The following is an 18,187-nucleotide window of genomic DNA, read 5'->3' as shown; positions in this document are numbered from 1 at the left end:
TCCCCGCGCTCGCGGCTCAGCCGCCGCAGGCCTCAGCTCGACTCGGATCGCCGTGAGCCGCATCCTCCGACGGTGGACAGCGCCGGCCCGATCCACCGTCGGAGGATTCCGCGGAGTTCGTCGCCGGAGCGGGGCTGCTCCGGCGGGGCGATCACCATGGACTGGATGATCCGTAGCAGGAGCTCGACGAGTTCGTCGAACTCTCGGTCTTCGTAGCCGAGAGCGGCCCAGTCGACGCGGGTGTCCACAAGGATCATCCGGCATCGCGCGATGCTGGTCGACGTCAACATCTGGCGGCTGAAGAGCTCCGCCCGTCCGCTGGCGAGCAGCAGCGTCAGGAACAACTCCTTCGGTAGCTGCTCGATGATGAAGGCAACCGCCTCGACCACCAGGTCGGTCGGGTTCTCCGCCCCTCCAGCGACAGCCCGCGTCCGCGCGATCCAGTCATCCAACGCCAGTTCGGCCACCCCGCCGAAGAGGTCCTCGGTGCTGGTGAAGTAGCGGTATATGGTCCGCCGGGTGATGCCGAGTTCGAGCGCGACGCCGGACAGGGTGGTCCGCGCCGGCCCCTGCCGCTCGATGCACTGGACGGCCGCGTCAAGGATCCGCTGACGCGCCTCGCCGTCGTCCCTGGGCGGCGAGCCGCCCCAGCCTCTACGCCCCAACGCCGGTTGACTTTCGCGGTCCCATGGCATAACCCTATCTCAAGTTACATATTTCAGATCATGTGCAATCAGAAGAGAGCAAGCATGGTGGCTCCACGCGACCAGAGCGCCGCCCACAGAGCATCCAGCTTGCGTCCCGAGCAGCGGTCGCTCGCGCGGCGGGGGGGGCGCCGCGGCCAGGTACGCGAGAGGACGGCGACGCCGTGGGCCGCCATCGAGACGACGCCAACGGCCGCCGAGCCGCGGTTCCCGCAGGCCGAGGGCAAAGACACCAGCCCGGAGGGCGAGTGAAGGACATCGAAAGCCGAATCGATCTTGTGGATGGGTTGTTCTGGGGGCGCAATCCGCACGAGGAGCTGGCCTGGCTTCGGGCGAACGCACCCGTGTGGCGGGACCCGCGCACCGGAGTCTGGGGGGTCGCCACCTACGAACTCCTCAAGCACGTCGCCAGCCGCCGAGAGCTGTTCAGCAACGCTGGCGGGATCCGACCGGACCAGGACGCCATGCCGATGATGATCGACATGGACGACCCGGAGCACCAGAAGCGCCGGAAGCTGGTGAACAAGGGCTTCACCCTGCGGCGGGTCGGGCGGAAGGAGGCATCGATCCGCCAGACGGTCGACACGATCATCGACAGTGTGTGCGAGCGCGGCGAGTGCGACCTCGTGTGGGACATCGCCGCGTGGCTTCCCCTGATCGTCATCGCCGACGAGCTGGGGGTCGACCCGGCCGACCGCGAGAAGTTGCTGCGGTGGAGCGAGGCCATGATGGGCGCGCTCGGGCAGCGCAACGAGGAAGCGATGCAGGTCGCCGCGCAGGCCGGAATGGAGTACTACGCCTACGCCCAGCGCGTCATCGACTCCCGGCGGGAAACTCCGACCGAGGACCTGATGAGCATTCTGGTACACGCCGAGGTCGACGGCGACCGCCTCAAGGACAATGAGATCATCAGCGAGTCCCTGCTGATCCTCAACGGCGGTGACGAGACGACCCGCCACGTCATCTCCGGCGGTGTCTACGAGCTGCTACGCGCGCCCGGTAACTGGGCGGCGCTCCGGGACGACCGGGCCCTGATCCCCTCGGCGATCGAGGAGATGCTGCGCTGGGTGAGCCCGATCAAGAACATGGCCCGCACCGCGACCGCCGATGTGGACCTCGCCGGTCAGTCGATCGCCGCCGGCGACACGCTGCTCCTGCTCTACCCGTCGGCCAACCGCGACGACGCGGTCTTCGAGGAGCCGAACAGGTTCGATATGCGCCGCACCCCGAACGAACACGTGGCCTTCGGGTTCGGCGCGCACTACTGCATGGGGGCGAACCTCGCCCGCCTCGAGCTGCGCGTGGTGCTCGATCGGCTCCTCGACCGGCTGCCCGACCTCGCGCTGGTCAACGACGAGGAACCGAAACACCGGGCGGCGAACTTCGTCAGCGGCTACGAGAGCGTGCCCGTGCGCTTCACCCCGACCCGGCCGGTCGGCGTCCAGGCGGTCCACCAGTGACGACAGCCATGCCCCACCTGCTGGTCGAGCGGGACGGCGCGGTCCTGCAACTCACCCTGAACCGTCCCAAGCGGCTGAACGCCATCACCAGCACGATGCTCGCCCGCATCGTCGACGCCTGCGCCGAGGCCGCCGCGGACGACGACATCCGCTGCATCGTGATCACGGGAGCCGAGGGGAACTTCTCGGCGGGCGCCGACCTGCGGGCCATGGCGGGTGACCCGGATGACGACGGTGCCGACGACCTCGCCCGGCGGCGGATCGTCGACCCGCGCTACGTCGAACGGGGCTTCCTGAAGATCGGCCGGCCGTCGAAGCCGATCATCTCGGCCGTCGAGGGGGTCTGCGTCGCCGGTGGAACGGAGATCCTTCTCGGCACGGACATCCGGGTCGCCGGCCGCGGCGCCCGTTTCGGTCTGTCCGAGGCGCGCTGGTCGCTGTACCCGAACATGGGTTCACCGGTGCGCCTTCCTCGGCAGATCTCCTACACCAAGGCGGCCGAGATCCTGCTGACCGGTCGGCACATCTCGGCGGAGGAAGCCGAGCGTATCGGGCTGATCGGGCGGGTTGTCGACGACGGTGCCGCGCTCGCCGTGGCGCGTGAGATCGCCGATCAGATCTGCGCGAACGGCCCGCTCGCCGTCGAGGCGATCCTGGCGACGATCCGGGAGTCGTCGGGCCTGACCGAGGACGAGGGATTCGCGCGCGAGCTGGAGCGAAGCCGGGCGGTGTTCGCGTCCGAGGACGCCAAGGAGGGCCCGAAGGCGTTCGCCGAGAAGCGAACTCCGAATTTCCGGCGTAGATAACAGCCTTTCGTCAGGCGAAAGTTATCGACGAAACAGTCGTTGGTGGCGTCACCGCGGAGAGGATGTCGAGCGATGAAGGACCTGTACCGTCCTATGTTTCTGCCTGATCTGCTGATCAGGGCGCTGGAGAGGAACGGTCACCGACCCGCGGTGCACATCGGCGACGCCACACTTTCGTCGGCGCAGGTGCGCGAGAAGATCAGTTGCTATGTGCAGGCGTTCCGGGCCCGCGGCCTGGAACGGGGTGCCGGTGTGGCGACCCTGTCGAAGAACCGCGTCGAGGTGCTGTTTTCCATGGGAGCGGTGATGGTGTCCGGGTGCCGGAACACCGCGTTACATCCGCTCGGTTCGCTCGAGGACCACGCCTACGTTCTCGAGGACGCTGGTATCGAGGCGCTGCTGTTCGATCCGAGCTTCGCCGATCACGTTCAGGAGCTGGGCAGGCGCCTTCCCGGTCTGCGGTTGCTCTCGTACGGCGAGGCGCCTGTCGGCGAGGACCTGATCGGCCTCGCGGCGGCGTTCACGCCACAGCGCCTCGTGGCTCCCCAGGTGGACGGCGAGGACATCTCGGCCCTCGCCTACACCGGCGGCACCACCGGCAAGCCCAAGGGCGTGATGGCCACCTACCGCAGCAGCGCCGCGATGGCGCAGATCATGGTGTCGGAGTGGCAGTGGCCCGAGGAGGTCCGCCATCTCGTGTGCACGCCGCTCAGCCACGCCGGATCGTCGATCTTCGTGCCGTTGCAGCTGCAGGGCGCGGTGATGTTCGTGTTGCCGACGTTCGAGGCCGGCGCCGTGCTCGAGGCGATCGAACGCCATCGCATCACGACCGTGATGCTCGTCCCTTCGATGATCTACGCACTTCTTGATCATCCTCGGTTCGCCCAGACCGACCTGTCCAGCCTGCAGTCGATCTACTACGGGGGGTCGGCGATATCGCCGACCCGCCTGCGGGAGGCGATCGAGAAGCTGGGGTCGATCTTCGTCCAGTTCTTCGGGCAGACCGAGGCTCCGATGACCGTCAGCGTCCTGCGCAAGGAGGAACACCTCGTCGACGACCTGGCGCGGCTGACATCCTGCGGTCGACCCGTACCCTGGACCCATGTCGCCCTGCTCGACGACGCCGGCAATGAGGTCGCCGAGGGCGAGCCCGGTGAACTGTGCGTACGCGGCCCGCTGGTGATGCGGGGGTACTGGAACAAGCCGGCCGAGACGGCGCAGGCCCTTGACGGCGGATGGCTGCACACCGGTGATGTGTGCCGTGCGGACGAGCAGGGATTCCTGACGATTGTCGACCGCAAGAAGGACATGATTGTTTCGGGGGGTTTCAACCTGTTTCCCCGCGAGATCGAAGACGTGATCTCCCGGCATCCCTCGATCGCGGCGGTCGCCGTCGTCGGCGTCCCCGACGAGAAATGGGGCGAGGCGGTGAAGGCGGTCGTGGTCGTCCGCTCAGGCCACACCGTGGACACCGCGGAGCTCATCGCCCTCGTGCGCCAGCACAAGGGCTCCCACCACGCGCCGAAGTCCATCGACGTCGTCGACGCGATCCCGGTCAGCCCCCTGGGCAAGCCAGACAAGAAGGCACTGCGCGCTCGTTACTGGGCCGGTGCCGAACGGCTCGTCCACTGAGGCCGACCCGCGGCCCGCGGGCGTGGACCCGCCGGGTGAAGGAGGAAGCATGACCATCACGAAGGACACCCTGTACATCGGCGGCGAGTGGGTGTCCGCCCACGGCTCTCGCACGATCGATGTCCTCTCCCCGCACACCGAGGAGCTGGTGGCGACGGTGCCGGAGGCCGACGAGGACGACGTCGATCGCGCTGTCGCCGCCTCCCGCCGGGCCTTCGACGAGGGCCCGTGGCCCCACACCTCGCCGAAGGACCGCGCCGAGGTGATCCGCTCCATCAGCGCGGCCATCAAGGCCCGGGCGCAGGAGTTCGCCGACACCGCGACCCTGGAGATGGGCTCCCCCAACGGGTTCGCCCTCATGGGCAACGCCTATGCGTCCACGTTCGTCCTGGACGGGTTCGCGGGCCTGCTCGACACGTACCCCTTCGAGGAGGAGCGGCCGGGCCTGCTGGGGATGTCCCGGGTCGTGAAGCATCCGGTCGGGGTGAGCGCCGCCATCGCGCCGTGGAACGTGCCGCTGTTCATCATCTCGATGAAGCTCGGCGCCTGTCTGGCCGCCGGCTCGACCATGATTGTGAAATCGGCGCCCGAGTCGCCGCTCACCGGCTACCTGCTGGCGGAGGTGCTCGACGCGGTCGGGCTGCCGCCCGGTGTCGTGAGTGTGGTCACGGCCGGCGCCGCGGCGAGCGAGGCGCTGGTCCGCCATCCCGGGGTCGACAAGGTGTCGTTCACCGGCAGTACCGCCGTCGGCCGCCGGATCGGCGCCATCTGCGGCGAGCACCTCAAACGGTGCACGCTGGAGCTCGGCGGCAAGTCGGCCTCGATCATGCTGGCGGACGCCGACCTCGCCACGGTCGTCCCGCAGCTTCTGCCGGCGGTGTTCATGAACAGCGGGCAGGCGTGCGTCGCGCAGACCCGCCTGCTCGTGCCGCGGCGCCGTCACGACGAGGTGGTGCAGGCACTCGCCGGCGCGATCGAGGCCATCAAGGTCGGCGACCCCGCGGACCCGGAGACGGTCGTCGGGCCGCTCGTGGCCGAGCGCCAGCGCACCCGGGTGGAGGGACTCATCGGCTCCGGTGTCAGCGAGGGCGCCCGACTGGTCTGCGGCGGCGGCCGTCCCACCGACCTCCCGCGCGGCTGGTACGTCGAGCCGACCCTGTTCGCCGACGTCGACAACCGGATGCGCATCGCGCAGGAGGAGGTCTTCGGCCCGGTGCTGTCGGTGCTGCCCTATGACAGTGAGGACGAGGCCGTTCGCATCGCCAACGACTCGCCTTACGGGCTTTCCGGCTCGGTCTGGACCGGCGACGCCGAGCGCGGAACCGCGGTGGCGAAGCGCATCCGTACCGGCTCGGTCGCGGTCAACTCCGGCGCGGTGATCGACCTGCTGAACCCCTTCGGCGGCTTCAAGCAGTCCGGGCTCGGCCGCGAACTCGGCCGCGAAGGTCTGGACGCGTACCTCGAGACCCAGACCATCATTCCCCCCGCCCGGTGACCTCGGACAGCCGGACCGCCATGCGGTCCCGCCTTCCGTTTCGCAGAGGAGTAACGAGCTTCCATGAAGACACGCGCCGCCGTGATGTGGGAACCAGGCCAGGACTGGAAGGTGGAGGAGGTCGACGTCGACGCCCCCGGGCCGGGCGAGGTCCTCGTCGACATGAAGGCCTGCGGAATGTGTCATTCCGACGAGCATGTGCGTACCGGTGACATGCCCGTACCGCACTTCCCCTTAGTCGGCGGTCACGAGGGCGCCGGCGAGGTCATCGAGGTGGGTGCCGGCGTCACCAGTGTCGCGCCGGGAGACCACGTGGCGCTCTCGTTCGTACCCGCGTGCGGCCGCTGCACGTGGTGCGCGCGGGGAATGTCCTACCTGTGCGACGAGGGCGCGAAGCTCTTCAACGTCGGGATGATGGCCAACAACCGGATCGCCCACCGCATCGGTGACACGCCGCTCGCGCGGTTCAGCCAGCTCGGTGCGTTCAGCGAGAAGCAGCTGCTCTCCGAGCAGTCGGTCGTCAAGGTCGACCCCGACATCCCGTGGCACGCGGTCGCCCTTGTCTCCTGCGGGGTGGCGACGGGCTACGGCTCCGCCGTCGACCGGGCGGGAACCCGCCCGGGCGACGTCGTGGTGGTCGTCGGCGTCGGCGGCATCGGCGTGTCCGCCGTGCAGGGGGCGAGCATCGCCGGCGCGTCGCGCGTCCTCGCGGTCGACCCGTTGGAGAGCCGCCGCGAAGCCTCGAAGATCTTCGGCGCGACGGACACCTTCGCGTCGATGGACGAGGCGCTGCCGGCCGTCGCCGAGATCACCCGAGGCGTGATGGCCGACCGCGTGATCCTCTCGCCCTCGGTGCTGCACGGCTGGATGATCGAGCCCGGGCTGAAGCTGACCCGCAAGGGCGGCGTGTGCTGCCTGACCGGCGTCGCGCCGTTGACCGAGATCGACGTCAAGCTCAACGCGTTCACGTTCGCGATGATGAGCAAGACGCTCGTCGGCTCGATCTACGGCGGTGCCAGTCCGCGCGAGCGCATTCCCTTCCTCCTCGACCTGTACCGGCGCGGCCGACTCAAGCTGGACGAGATGGTCACGCGGACGTACACGCTCGACCAGGTCAACGAGGGATATGTCGATCAGGCCGCCGGCACCATTCTCCGGGGCGTCGTCACCTTCCAGGACTGAACGGGCCGCGACGACCAGAGATTACGTCGTTCGCGCCGCCACATTGTTGAGAGGTTCCATGACCAGGTTTGTCGAAAGCACCATCACCTTCCCGTACAAGCGGTCGCTGGGGCCGGTGACGGGCGCGTTCATGACGGCGCTCGCGGACAAGCGCATTCTCGGCGTGCGCAGCGGCTCGGGCGTGCTGGTACCGCCGATGGAATGGGATCCCGTGTCCGGCGCCGAACTGGCCGCCGAGCTGGTGGAGGTCGGTCCGGCCGGCACCGTCGAGGCATGGACCTGGGTACCGGAACCGACCGAGGCGCATCCGCTCGACCGTCCCTTCGCGTTCGCCTTCATCCGCCTGGACGGCGCGTCCGTCCCGCTGCTGCACGCGGTGGACACCGGGTCGCCCGCCGCGGTCCGCGCGGGCATGCGGGTGGCGCCTCGCTGGCGCGGCCGCCGGGTCGGCCACATCACCGACATCGCGTGCTTCGTCCCCGGCGAGGACGCCCAGGTCGACGGCCCCGACGCCGGTGCGCCGGGTCAGCCGGTCGAGCTGATGGACTACACGGCCGCGGTCACCTACAGCACGCCGGTCCCGGAGATGGCCGATCGTGCCGTCGCGGCGACCCGGGAGCGGCGCCTCGTCGGGCTGCGCTGCCCGACCTGCGAGCGGGTGTACGTGGGCGGCGACCGGCCCTACTGCCCGGTCGACGCCCTGGAGCTCGGCCCGGACGCGGAGGTCGACCTCCCGACCACGGGTACCCTGACGAACTTCATCGTGGTCGAGCCCGTGCGCTATCCGGGGCAGACCGAGACCGAGCCGTTCGCGCGGGTGTTCGTCCTGCTCGATGACACCGAGGTGGTTCTCACCTACCAGCCCGTCATCGACCTTCCGGTGCACGACATCCACGTGGGCGTCCGGGTCACCGCCGTCTGGGCGCCCGCGGACGCACCGGTCGACACCTTCAGCGGCATCGGCCGCCCGATGGGCAGCCTGCTCGGTTGGACGCCCAGCGGAGAGCCGGACGCGCACGACCCCGACCTCGTGAATCGGATCTACTGATGACCGCTACCAGTACCAGTACCAGCCAGCCCAGGACGAGCACGGACATCGCTGTCATCGGGTGGGCGCAGGCCGCGATCGAGCGGCGCACCGACCAGAACGAGACCCAGATGCTGATGAGCGCCATCACCGACGCGCTCACCCCGCTGGGCCTCACCCGGGCCGACGTCGACTTCACCTGTCTCGGGTCGTGCGACTACATCACCGGGCAGGCGTTCTCGTTCGTCGCCAACCTCGACGCGATCGGCGCCTGGCCCCCCAAGCGCGACTCGCACGTCGAGATGGACGGCGCCTGGGCGCTCTACGAGGCGTGGCTTCGGCTGCACGAGGGCGACATCGAGATCGCGGTCGTGACCGGGTCGGGTCGCTCCTCCACCGGCGACCCTTCGCTGATCTACCCGATGGAGATGGACCCCTATGTGCTCGCCCCGCTGGGAGCCGACCTGGTCACGTTCGCCGCGTTGCAGGCCCGAGCGGTGATCGCCGCCGGCCTCGCCGACGAACGAGCCATGGCCGAGGTCTCGATCCGCAGCCGGGGGAAGGGCACCGTCGACGAGCTGCTCGCCGGTGAGTACGTCCGCGAGCCGTTGCGCCGCCACGACCTGCCGCCCATCACCGACGGCGCCGTCGCCATGGTCCTGGCGACCGGCGACCGGGCCCGCCAGCTCGTCGAACGCCCCGCCTACATCACCGGTTTCGACCACCGGACGGAGTGCCACAACCCGGCGTTGCGCCGCCTCGACGACTCGCCGTCCACCCGGATCGCGGCCCGGGAGGCGGGACTCGACGACCGTGGGGTCGAGGTCGCCGAGCTGCAGGCCTCGTTCACGCACGAGGAGCTGCTGCTGCGGCACGTGCTGGACCTCGGCGACGACGTGAGCGTCAACCCGTCGGGGGGTGCCCTGCGGGCCAATCCGATCATGGCCACCGGGCTGGCGCGGATCGGCTACGCGGCCGATCACGTCTTCGCAGGGGGTACCCGGGCGCTGGGCCACGCGACGAGCGGGCCGTGCCTGCAGCAAAACCTCATCTGTGTGCTGGAGGGCCGGTCATGATTCCCTGCGCGGTGGTCGGCGTCGGCCAGACCCATCACAAGTCGCGACGGCGCGACGTGTCGTTCGGCGGCCTCGTGCGGGAGGCGGTCTTCCGGGCCCTCGACGACGCCCGGATGACGATGGCCGACATCGACGCCGTCGTCCTCGGCAAGGCGCCGGACCTGTTCGAAGGCGTGATGAAGCCCGAGCTCTACCTCTCGGACGCGCTCGGCGCCGTGGGCAAGCCCATGTTCCGGGTCCACACCGCCGGCTCGGTGGGGGGGACCACCGGGCTGGTCGCGGCCTCGCACGTGCGGGCCGGCAAACACCGCACCGTGCTCGCGGTCGCCTTCGAGAAGCAGTCCGAGGGCAACGCCCAGTTCGCCCTCGGCTCCGGGCGGGGCGCCTCCCTCGGCGCCGGTGGCTCCTTCGCCCCCTTCGTCCGCGCCTACATCCACCGCAGCGGCGCACCGGAGCACATCGGGTGGACGGTCGCGGTCAAGGATCGCCTCAACGCGCTGAAGAACCCCTACGCCCACCTCAGGATCGAGGACATCTCGATCGAGAAGGTACGGGACTCGCCCATGATGTGGGATCCGATCCGGTACCTGGAGTCCTGCCCGTCCTCCGACGGAGCCTGCGCGGTCGTCATCACCGACGAGGAGGGCGCCCGGGCCGCGGCGGCCGACAACCGTCCGCCGGCGTGGATCCTCGGCATGTCCTCCCGCAGCGAGGCGGGCGGGTTCCCCGGCCGGGATCCCGTCCGACCCCGTGCCTGCCTGCAGTGCGCGGACGACGTCTATCAGGAAGCCGGCATCACGAACCCCCGTGAGCAGATCGACGTGGCCGAGCTCTACGTGCCGTTCTCCTGGCACGAACCGATCTGGCTGGAGGCCCACGCGCTCGCGGACGAGGGCGAGGGCTGGCAGCTGGTCGACAAGGGCGACACCGAGATCGGCGGGCGCCTTCCCATCAACCCCTCCGGCGGCGTGCTGTCGACCAACCCCATCGGCGCCTCCGGCCTGCTGCGTTTCGCCGAGGCGGCGAACCAGGTACGGGGCGGCGCGGGCGAGCACCAGGTCGACGGCGCCAAGGTCGCCCTCGGCATGGCCTACGGCGCGCAGAGCCAGTACTTCTCCATGTGGATCGTCGCCAACAGCCTGCAGCCGTTCCACTAAAACACCGCCTCGAAGGGCTTCAGAATGGGCAACGGACCTCCTCCACTCCCGATCCGCGAACTCACCCCGAGGGCGCACACCGCGGTCCTCGCTGGAGTAGGCGACCTGGCGCCGTCGACGATGCGGATCCCCAACGCGAACTACACCGACCCGGCAGTCGCCGTCGTGGAGCGACGGACGACGTTCTCCGCGCCGCTGCTCGTCACCCACAGCTCCGCGGTTCCCGAGGCGGGGAGCTTCCTGACCTTGGATCTGCTGGGCACGCCGGTGATCGTCGTTCGCGGCGGCGGCGGGAAGGTCCGGGTGCTGGTCAACGCCTGCCGGCACCGCGGCGCGATGGTCGCGGAGGGCTCGGGCTGCACCCGCCGCTTCACCTGCCCATACCACAACTGGGCATATGACACTGACGGCGCACTCGTGGGGATACCCGACCGGCGACAGGGATTCGACGACCTCGACCCCGCCGCGCACGGGCTCGTCGAGCTCCCGAGCGAGGTCCGCCACGGATTCGTCTGGGCCGTGCGCGACCCGGCCGGTGTGATCGACGTCGCGCGGCACCTCGGACCGCTGGACCAGGAGCTCGCGGCCTGGGACTTCGACCACCACGAGGTCACCGCGACGATGGAACTCCCGCTGGAGTCGAACTGGAAATGCGCCCTCGAGGCATTCCAGGAGACCTACCACTTCCCCTACGTCCACGGCGGATCACTCGTCGGTCGGGGCACCATCTCGAACATCGTGACGTTCGACCAGTTCGGCCGCCATCACCGGCTCGGTGTGCCCCTGCGCAGCCTGGGCACCGGCCCGGAACCGACCGAGGGCGAGAACATGACCTGCATCTACTACATCCACCCGTGTTCAGTGATCTCCACCTCACCGCTGGGCGCCGAGTTGCTGCAGTTCTACCCCGGTTCGACCCCGGCGAGCAGCACCGTCCGCCATACCGTCCTGTCCCGGTTTCCACTGTCCGACGACGGGGTGGCCGCCTTCTTCAAGGATTACGTTCCCCAGATTCAGGCCGTCGTCCGCGACGAGGACGCGGTCGTCCTGGAACGTTCCGGAAAGGGCCTCGCCGCGGGCCACACCGATGTCGTGCTCGGCCGCAACGAGATCGGCTGCCAGGCCGCGCACCGCCAGATCCTCGCGGATTACGCCGGCGCGGGCGACGCTCCCATCGCGGAACATGCCCAGGCGCGGCGCGGGCTCACGACAACGGCGAGCGGCCGCTCCTGATGACCACCGACAGGACGACCTCGCAGCACAGTCTCGCGGCGGTGAGCGAAGCCGTTGCCGAGCAGGTCCCCGACCGAGCCGCGATAGTGTTCCGCGACCGCAGGTTCACCCACGCACAGCTGACCACCCGCACCCGGCAGCTCGCGCATGTCCTGCACGACCGCGGCCTTGGCGCTCGGCCACAGGGACGCGCCGGCCTGGGACCATACGAGTCCCATCAGGATCATCTCGCCGTCTACGCGTTCAACGGCAACGAGTACCTCGAAGCGATGATCGGGGCGTTCAAGGCCCGGGTCGTCCCGGTGAACGTGAACTACCGGTACGTCGCCGAGGAACTGCGCTACGTCCTGCGGAACAGCGCCGCGAAAGCGATTCTGTATCACTCGGCGTTCGCTCCGACGCTGGCCGAGGTACTGGCCGACCTACCCGAGCTGCGGGTCCTGCTGCAGCTTGAGGACGGCTCCGGCAACGAGCTTCTTCCCGGCGCCGAATGGTATGAGGAGGCCCTCGCCGAAGCCCCCACCTCGATTCCCGAGTGGGCGCCGGACTGGTCTCCCGACGACCTGTACATCGTCTACACCGGCGGCACCACCGGCGCGCCCAAGGGGGTGCTGTGGCGCCAGGCCGACGTGTATCGCACGGCCCTGGGCGGGCGAAACCCGATCACCCGGCAGCCCTGGCAGACACTGGACGAGCTCGCCGGGTTCGTGGCGACGAATCCGAATCCCCACGTGGTGCTCGCGGCGTCGCCCTACATGCACGGCGCCGGCCACTGGACGGCCCTGCTGGGCCTGAACCAGGGCGGGACGGTGGTGATACAGGACAATGTCGAACGCCTCGACCCGGCCGATGTCTGTTCCGTGGTCGGTCGGGAGCGGGTGACGTACCTCCAGATGATCGGCGACGCGTTCGCTCGACCGATCATCGAGGAGATGGAACGCGGCGACTACGACCTCTCATCCCTGCGCACGGTCCTGTCCGGCGGAATGGCGCTGACCCCTGCGGTGGAAACACGGCTCCTTGCCCGCATGCCGGCGGTGACTCTCGTCGAGAGCGTCGGTTCGTCGGAGGGTGGTGGTCAGGCCGTGCGGACCATCACGGCGACAGGCCCGGGTTCGACCGGCGCCTTCTCTCCTGTCGCGGGGTCCGTGGTCGTGTCCGCGGACTTCGACAGCGTGCTCGGTCCCGGAGCGGACGACGTCGGCTGGCTGGCGAAGCGGGAAGACATTCCGCTGGGGTACCTCGGTGATCCGGCGAAGACGGCCCAGGCTTTCCCCGTCGTCGCCGGCGAGCGGATGGTGGTCCCCGGCGACCGGGCCCAGTGGCTGGCCGACGGCACGATCAAACTGCTCGGCCGCGACTCGATGACCATCAACTCGGGTGGGGAGAAGATCTTCGCCGAGGAGGTCGAGGCAGCGATCATCGCCCATCCCGACGTCTCCGACGTGGTGGTCGCCTCCCGGCCATCGCAGCGCTGGGGTCAGGAGGTCGTCGCGATCGTTCACCTGCGCGACGGCGCGACCGCGGCAGAGGACGATCTCGCCGCGGAGGCCGCACGGCACGTCGCCCGCTACAAACTTCCGAAGGCCTGGGTGTTCGTCGACGCGATCCAGCGGACCGGGGCGGGAAAGGCCGACTACCGATGGGCCGCCAAGGTCGCCGCATCGGCGGGCTGAACGGGCCGTGATCCGCGCTGGCGTGGTGCTTCGCTCCTCCGAGCATCACGCCGCCGGCGTCGACGATGATCGACTGTCCGGTGCTGGTCCGGCGGCCTCGCGACAGGCTGTTTCGAGAGCAACAGGCCAGTCGGAACGGTCAGTCCGGTGTCCGCGGCGATCGGGAGGAAAACGAGGTCGCACTTGACCGCGGCTGTGTGCCACGTCACTATCAGGCTCAATATCGAGGTCGATGTCGAGCTTCGAGAGGTGCGTGATGATGCCATGCCGCTCTACGACCTTGTGATCAAAGGTGGAACGGTCATCGATGGCTTGCAGACCCCCCGCTACAAGGCCGACGTCGCCATCGCCGGCGGTCGGGTGGCGGGGGTCGGTCGGATCAACGCCGCCGACGGCGCCGAGGTGGTCGACGCCTCCGGGAAGGTGGTCGCACCGGGTGTCGTCGACCTGCACACGCACTACGACAGCCAGCTGTTCTGGGATCCGTGGTGCACGATGTCGGGCTGGCACGGCGTCACCAGCGTGGTGATCGGCAACTGTGGCTTCGGGTTCGCGCCCTGCAAGCCGTCCGACCGCGAGCGCACCATGCTCAGCCTGTCGCGCAACGAGGCCGTGCCGATGGAGACGATGAAGGCCGGCATGCCGTGGGACTGGGAGACGTTCCCGCAGTTCCTCGACAGCGTCGACCGGGCGCCCAAGGGCGTCAACGTCATGTCGTTCGTCCCGCTCTCGCCGCTGTACGGCTATGTCGTCGGCCTCGACGAGGCCAAGGGCCGGGCGGTGACCGAGGACGAGCTGGCGCGCATGTGCCGGCTGCTCGTCGAGGCGATGCGGAGCGGGGCCTGCGGCCTGTCCGCCCAGATCCTCGGCGAGGTCGGCAACGTCCAGCTCGACTACGACGGAACCCCGATGGTGACCGACCTGATGAGCGAGCGGGATCTGCGCGCGTTCTGTCGGGCGCTGGGCTCGCTGGGCCGGGGCGTGTCCCAGGTGACCGCACCGCTGGAGACGGCAGCCTTCATGGCCCGCGAGAGCGGCCGGCCCATCATCTGGAACGCGCTTCTCGCCGACGGCGCGCTCAACCAGCACGGCGGCCAGCAGATGTCACACCGGGACGCGTTGAAGCGCCTGGCCGAGCTGAACGAGGACGAAGGCGTCCGGGTCTTCGCCCAGGCCCTTACGACCAACTTCGCCTCCGAGTTCACCTTCGAGGAGTACAACCTCGCGGACTCCGTCCCGTGCTGGAAGGAAGCCCTGCTCGGCACGGTCCCCGACAAGCGGGTCAAGCTCGCGGACCCGGCTCGACGCGCCGCCATGAAGGAGGTTCACGAGCAGCGCGGTGGGCTGTTCGCCTCCGGCTACCCGCTCGACCAGATCAAGGTCCACTGGATCTCCAGCGACGTCGCCCGGGCCCGCGAGCTCAAGGACACCTACGAGGGCTACACGATCGGCGAGATCGCCGCCCGGGAGGGCAAGCACGCGATCGACGCGATGCTCGACGTCGCCGTGGCCGGCGAGCTGCGGGTCGGGTTCGCCACCCCGCTGCTGGAGACACCGCCCGCGTCGATGCGCGAGATCGCGAACTGCCCGGTCGCACTGCCCGGCGTCAGCGACGGCGGCGCGCACACGAAGTTCGTCACCACCGCCCGCTACCCCAGCGAGCTGCTGGGCCTGTGGGTCCGCGACCACGAGATCATGACCTTGGAACAGGCGCACTGGCGGCTGTCCGCCTATCCAGCGGCCGCCGCCGGGCTGAAGGGCCGAGGATTCCTCGGCGAGGGCGCGCCGGCCGACGTGATTGTCTACGACCCGGACACCGTCGACAGCCTGCCCGCCGAGCGCGTCTGGGACTACCCGGCCGGCGAGTGGCGCCTCATCCAGAAGGCGAAGGGCTACGACCGCATCATCGTCAACGGTCAGACCACCTTCGTCGACGGCGAGTGCACGAACGTGACGCCCGGCCGCCTCCTGCGCCACGGCACCGACTGAGTCACGGCACCGACCGAGCGGAGGAACGACACGTCATGGCAGAGACCGACTTAGGGACCGGCTCCCTGGGGGCTGCTTCCCTGGAGGCAGTGTTCGACGCGGACAACCACTACTGGGAGCCGAGCGACGCCTTCACCCGCCACCGCGACCCCGCGTTCGCCGACCGCGGCCTGCGGGTCGTCGAGGTGGACGGGACGCTGCGCTACCTCATCGGCCGCCAGCCACACCCCATCCTGCCAGGACCCGGCGACGCGCACCCGCGGCCTCGGCCCGGCGCCCTGCACGACTACTTCGCGGGCCGCTCCGACAAGGGCTCGGTCGGTGCGGAGCTGGCCAGCGAGGCGCCCGCCGAGCACCCTGAATGGTTCAACCGGGACGCCCGGCTGGTCTGTATGGACGCCCAGGGGGTCGAGGCTGCGTGGATGTTCCCGTCGCACGCCGTCTGCCTCGAAGGGCCGATGCAGCCGGACATCGAGGGATCCCTGGAGGTCCTGCGAGCCTTCAACCGTTGGCTCGAGGAGGACTGGGGGTTCGCTTACCAGAACCGGATCTTCGGGGTCCCGTACCTCTCGCTGTCGGACGCCGACGGCGCGGTGACGGAGCTCGACTGGTGTCTGGAGCACGGCGCCCGGGTCGTGAGCATCCGCAACGGGCCGGCGTTCACCCCGGACGGCACCCGTTCGCCGGCCGACCCCATGTTCGACCGGTTCTGGGCCCGCGTCCAGGAGGCGGGGGTCGTCGTGGCGCCGCACGCCGGATTCGACGACGGGTATCGAGAAGTCGACGAGGCGGTCGCCCACGCCTGGGGCTATCGCGCGTCCCAGCGCGCAGGCGACACCAACGCGATCAACCTGAGCGAGCCGTTCGTCCAGATGGTCATGAAGCACCGCCTTGTGCAGGATTTCGCCGCTGCCCTCGTCAGCCACGGCCTGTTCGAGCGCTTCCCCGGCCTGCGCGTGGCCTACATCGAGAACGGCGGCACCTGGGTCGGGCCGCTGCTCCACGGGCTGGCGCTGATGGCCGCGCAGAACCCGCGGATGTTCCGGACCTCGCCCGTCGACCAGTTCGTCGAGCACTGCTGGGTCGCACCGTTCGTCGAGGACAGCGTCGAGGAACTGGCCGCGCACCTGCCGGTCGAGCGCATCCTGTTCGGGTCGGACTGGCCGCACGCGGAAGGGCTCGGCCAACCGCGGGACTTCCTGGCTGGCCTTGGCGCGTTCACGGCCGACGACCAGCGGAGGATCATGGTCGAGAACGCCCGGCAGCTGACCTTCGGCTGACCAGGCCGGGGCCGCGGTCAGCCGGACCGATCTCCCAGCGCGCGACCACTCGGCGCGCGGCAGGAGACCCACCATCCACCATCCACCATCGACTTCCCGCTCGAATCTCGAGGGTGACGTCAACTTCGCGCTGCCCTGCGATCCACCGAAAGGACACCATCCGGTGATCGGACACTTACTCAGACGGCTGCCAGCACTCTGCGTCGCAACGGCCGCCGTAGTGCTGGCAGCCGCCGCCTGCTCGTCAGGCGGATCCGCTGGCAGCACCGGCTCCGGCACGGGCGCATCGACGATCAGGATCGGCGCGATCTGCACCTGTTCCGGGCCGCTGAACCAGAACCCGGCATCACGCGTCTACAAGGCGTGGGTCGACCGGACGAACGCCGCCGGCGGTATCAACGGCCACCCCGTCCAGTTCCTCCTGGAGGACGACGCCGCCAACCCGGGGAAGTCGACCACCGCGGCGCACGACCTGGTCGGCAAGCACGTGGTGGCCATCGTCGACATGACCAATGACGACGAGACCTGGGCCTCCTACGTGGCCGCCGCGAAGATCCCGGTGATCGGCTCGGGCACCTCGACGACTCCGATGTTCACCAACCCGGACTTCTACCCCGAGGGCCAGACCGAGCAGGCGCTGTTCCCCTCGATCGTCGGGTCCGCGAAGGCGGCCGGAGCGACGAACCTCGGGCTCATCTACTGCGCCGAGGCCGTCCAGTGCCAGGAGGGCATCGCGCCGCTCAAGCAGACCGGCCAGGCCCTCGGCCTGCCCGTCGTCTACGCCGGCGAGGTCTCCGCGACCGCCCCGAACTACACCGCGCAGTGCGTGGCCGCCCGCCAGAGCAACGTCTCGGCGTTGTTCATCGCGGACGTCACCGCCGTCGCCGAGAAGGTCGCGGCCAACTGCGCCCAGCAGGGCTACCACCCGATCTACGTGGTCGACGGGGAGATCCTCTCCAACGGCTTCCGCAGCGCCCCCGGCCTCAGGGACAACCTCGTGTCACCGTCGCCCAACCTGCCCTACTTCGCCGACTCCCCCGCGATCACCGCGATGAACACGGCGCTGGACAGGTACGCGCCCGGGCTCCGCAGGAACGCCGACGACTTCACCGAGATCGCGAGCGAAGCCTGGGTGTCCGGCCTGCTGTTCGAGGCCGCCGCCAAGGCGGGTGGCCTCGGCGCGAGCGGCCAGCCGACCGCGGCCGAGCTGGTGACGGGCCTGACCTCGCTGAACGGCGAAACGCTGGGCGGCATGGCCTCCCCGCTCACCTTCGCCGCCGGCAAGGCGCATCCGGTCGGATGCTGGTTCCTTACCGAGCTGAGGAACGGCGCCTTCAGCACGCCGAACGGCGCCACGCCCAGCTGCGTGACCAGCAAGTAGCCCACCGTCCGCCGGGGGGCGGCCCCCGGGGGGGGGCCGGGGCCGGGGCCGGCCGGGGGGGGGCCCGCGGCGGCGGGGGGGGCGGCCCC

15 protein-coding genes are annotated in these 18,187 nt (G+C 69.6%); 14 read left to right on the top strand and 1 reads right to left on the bottom strand.

Going from position 1 to position 18,187, the window contains the following annotated elements:
• Positions 1–32: 32 nt before the first annotated feature.
• Positions 33–665, bottom strand: coding sequence for a TetR/AcrR family transcriptional regulator (locus MXD60_RS15815; RefSeq protein ID WP_248819890.1), 633 nt, complete (start codon positions 663–665; stop codon positions 33–35).
• Positions 666–749: 84 nt separating this feature from the next.
• On the opposite strand from MXD60_RS15815, the gene MXD60_RS15810 reads away from it, so the two are divergent.
• The 14 genes from MXD60_RS15810 (at position 750) to MXD60_RS15745 (ending at position 18,098) form a co-directional block, all read left to right on the top strand.
• Positions 750–956, top strand: coding sequence for a hypothetical protein (locus MXD60_RS15810; RefSeq protein WP_248819888.1), 207 nt, complete (start codon positions 750–752; stop codon positions 954–956).
• Positions 953–2,164, top strand: a complete 1,212-nt coding sequence (locus MXD60_RS15805) for a cytochrome P450 (RefSeq protein ID WP_248819886.1) — start codon at positions 953–955, stop codon at positions 2,162–2,164. Before MXD60_RS15810 ends, MXD60_RS15805 begins: the two co-directional genes overlap by 4 nt.
• Positions 2,161–2,970: a crotonase/enoyl-CoA hydratase family protein gene (locus tag MXD60_RS15800; protein WP_248819884.1), complete on the top strand. Its 810-nt coding sequence runs from the start codon at positions 2,161–2,163 to the stop codon at positions 2,968–2,970. Before MXD60_RS15805 ends, MXD60_RS15800 begins: the two co-directional genes overlap by 4 nt.
• Before the next feature lie 72 nt (positions 2,971–3,042).
• Positions 3,043–4,602, top strand: coding sequence for an AMP-binding protein (locus tag MXD60_RS15795; RefSeq protein WP_248819882.1), 1,560 nt, complete (start codon positions 3,043–3,045; stop codon positions 4,600–4,602).
• A gap of 49 nt (positions 4,603–4,651) precedes the next feature.
• Positions 4,652–6,097 carry an aldehyde dehydrogenase gene (locus MXD60_RS15790; RefSeq protein ID WP_248819880.1) on the top strand — a complete coding sequence of 482 codons (1,446 nt, stop codon included), beginning with the start codon at positions 4,652–4,654 and terminating at the stop codon, positions 6,095–6,097.
• 63 nt (positions 6,098–6,160) lie between these two features.
• Entirely contained in the window at positions 6,161–7,279 is a 1,119-nt protein-coding gene (locus MXD60_RS15785; protein WP_248819878.1) for an NDMA-dependent alcohol dehydrogenase, read from the top strand.
• 58 nt (positions 7,280–7,337) lie between these two features.
• Complete coding sequence (locus tag MXD60_RS15780) at positions 7,338–8,327, top strand: Zn-ribbon domain-containing OB-fold protein (protein WP_248819876.1); 990 nt, start codon at positions 7,338–7,340, stop codon at positions 8,325–8,327.
• Positions 8,327–9,382: a thiolase family protein gene (locus MXD60_RS15775; RefSeq protein ID WP_248819874.1), complete on the top strand. Its 1,056-nt coding sequence runs from the start codon at positions 8,327–8,329 to the stop codon at positions 9,380–9,382. The genes MXD60_RS15780 and MXD60_RS15775 overlap by 1 nt, the downstream gene beginning before the upstream one ends.
• Positions 9,379–10,539: a thiolase family protein gene (locus tag MXD60_RS15770; protein WP_248819872.1), complete on the top strand. Its 1,161-nt coding sequence runs from the start codon at positions 9,379–9,381 to the stop codon at positions 10,537–10,539. The genes MXD60_RS15775 and MXD60_RS15770 overlap by 4 nt, the downstream gene beginning before the upstream one ends.
• A gap of 24 nt (positions 10,540–10,563) precedes the next feature.
• Positions 10,564–11,772, top strand: a complete 1,209-nt coding sequence (locus MXD60_RS15765) for an aromatic ring-hydroxylating oxygenase subunit alpha (RefSeq protein WP_248819869.1) — start codon at positions 10,564–10,566, stop codon at positions 11,770–11,772.
• Positions 11,772–13,448, top strand: coding sequence for an acyl-CoA synthetase (locus MXD60_RS15760; RefSeq protein ID WP_248819867.1), 1,677 nt, complete (start codon positions 11,772–11,774; stop codon positions 13,446–13,448). The genes MXD60_RS15765 and MXD60_RS15760 overlap by 1 nt, the downstream gene beginning before the upstream one ends.
• 264 nt (positions 13,449–13,712) lie before the next feature.
• Complete coding sequence (locus MXD60_RS15755; RefSeq protein ID WP_248819923.1) at positions 13,713–15,437, top strand: N-acyl-D-amino-acid deacylase family protein; 1,725 nt, start codon at positions 13,713–13,715, stop codon at positions 15,435–15,437.
• A 35-nt stretch (positions 15,438–15,472) separates the two neighbouring features.
• Positions 15,473–16,717: an amidohydrolase family protein gene (locus tag MXD60_RS15750; protein WP_248819865.1), complete on the top strand. Its 1,245-nt coding sequence runs from the start codon at positions 15,473–15,475 to the stop codon at positions 16,715–16,717.
• 220 nt (positions 16,718–16,937) lie between these two features.
• Positions 16,938–18,098: an ABC transporter substrate-binding protein gene (locus MXD60_RS15745; RefSeq protein WP_248819863.1), complete on the top strand. Its 1,161-nt coding sequence runs from the start codon at positions 16,938–16,940 to the stop codon at positions 18,096–18,098.
• Positions 18,099–18,187: the final 89 nt, after the last annotated feature.

Origin of the sequence: Frankia sp. AgB32, from assembly GCF_023243045.1 — a bacterium.
Taxonomy (GTDB): domain Bacteria; phylum Actinomycetota; class Actinomycetes; order Frankiales; family Frankiaceae; genus Frankia.
The sequence above is the reverse complement of the archived record's forward strand: the minus strand, read 5'-3'. Positions and strand labels throughout refer to the sequence as shown.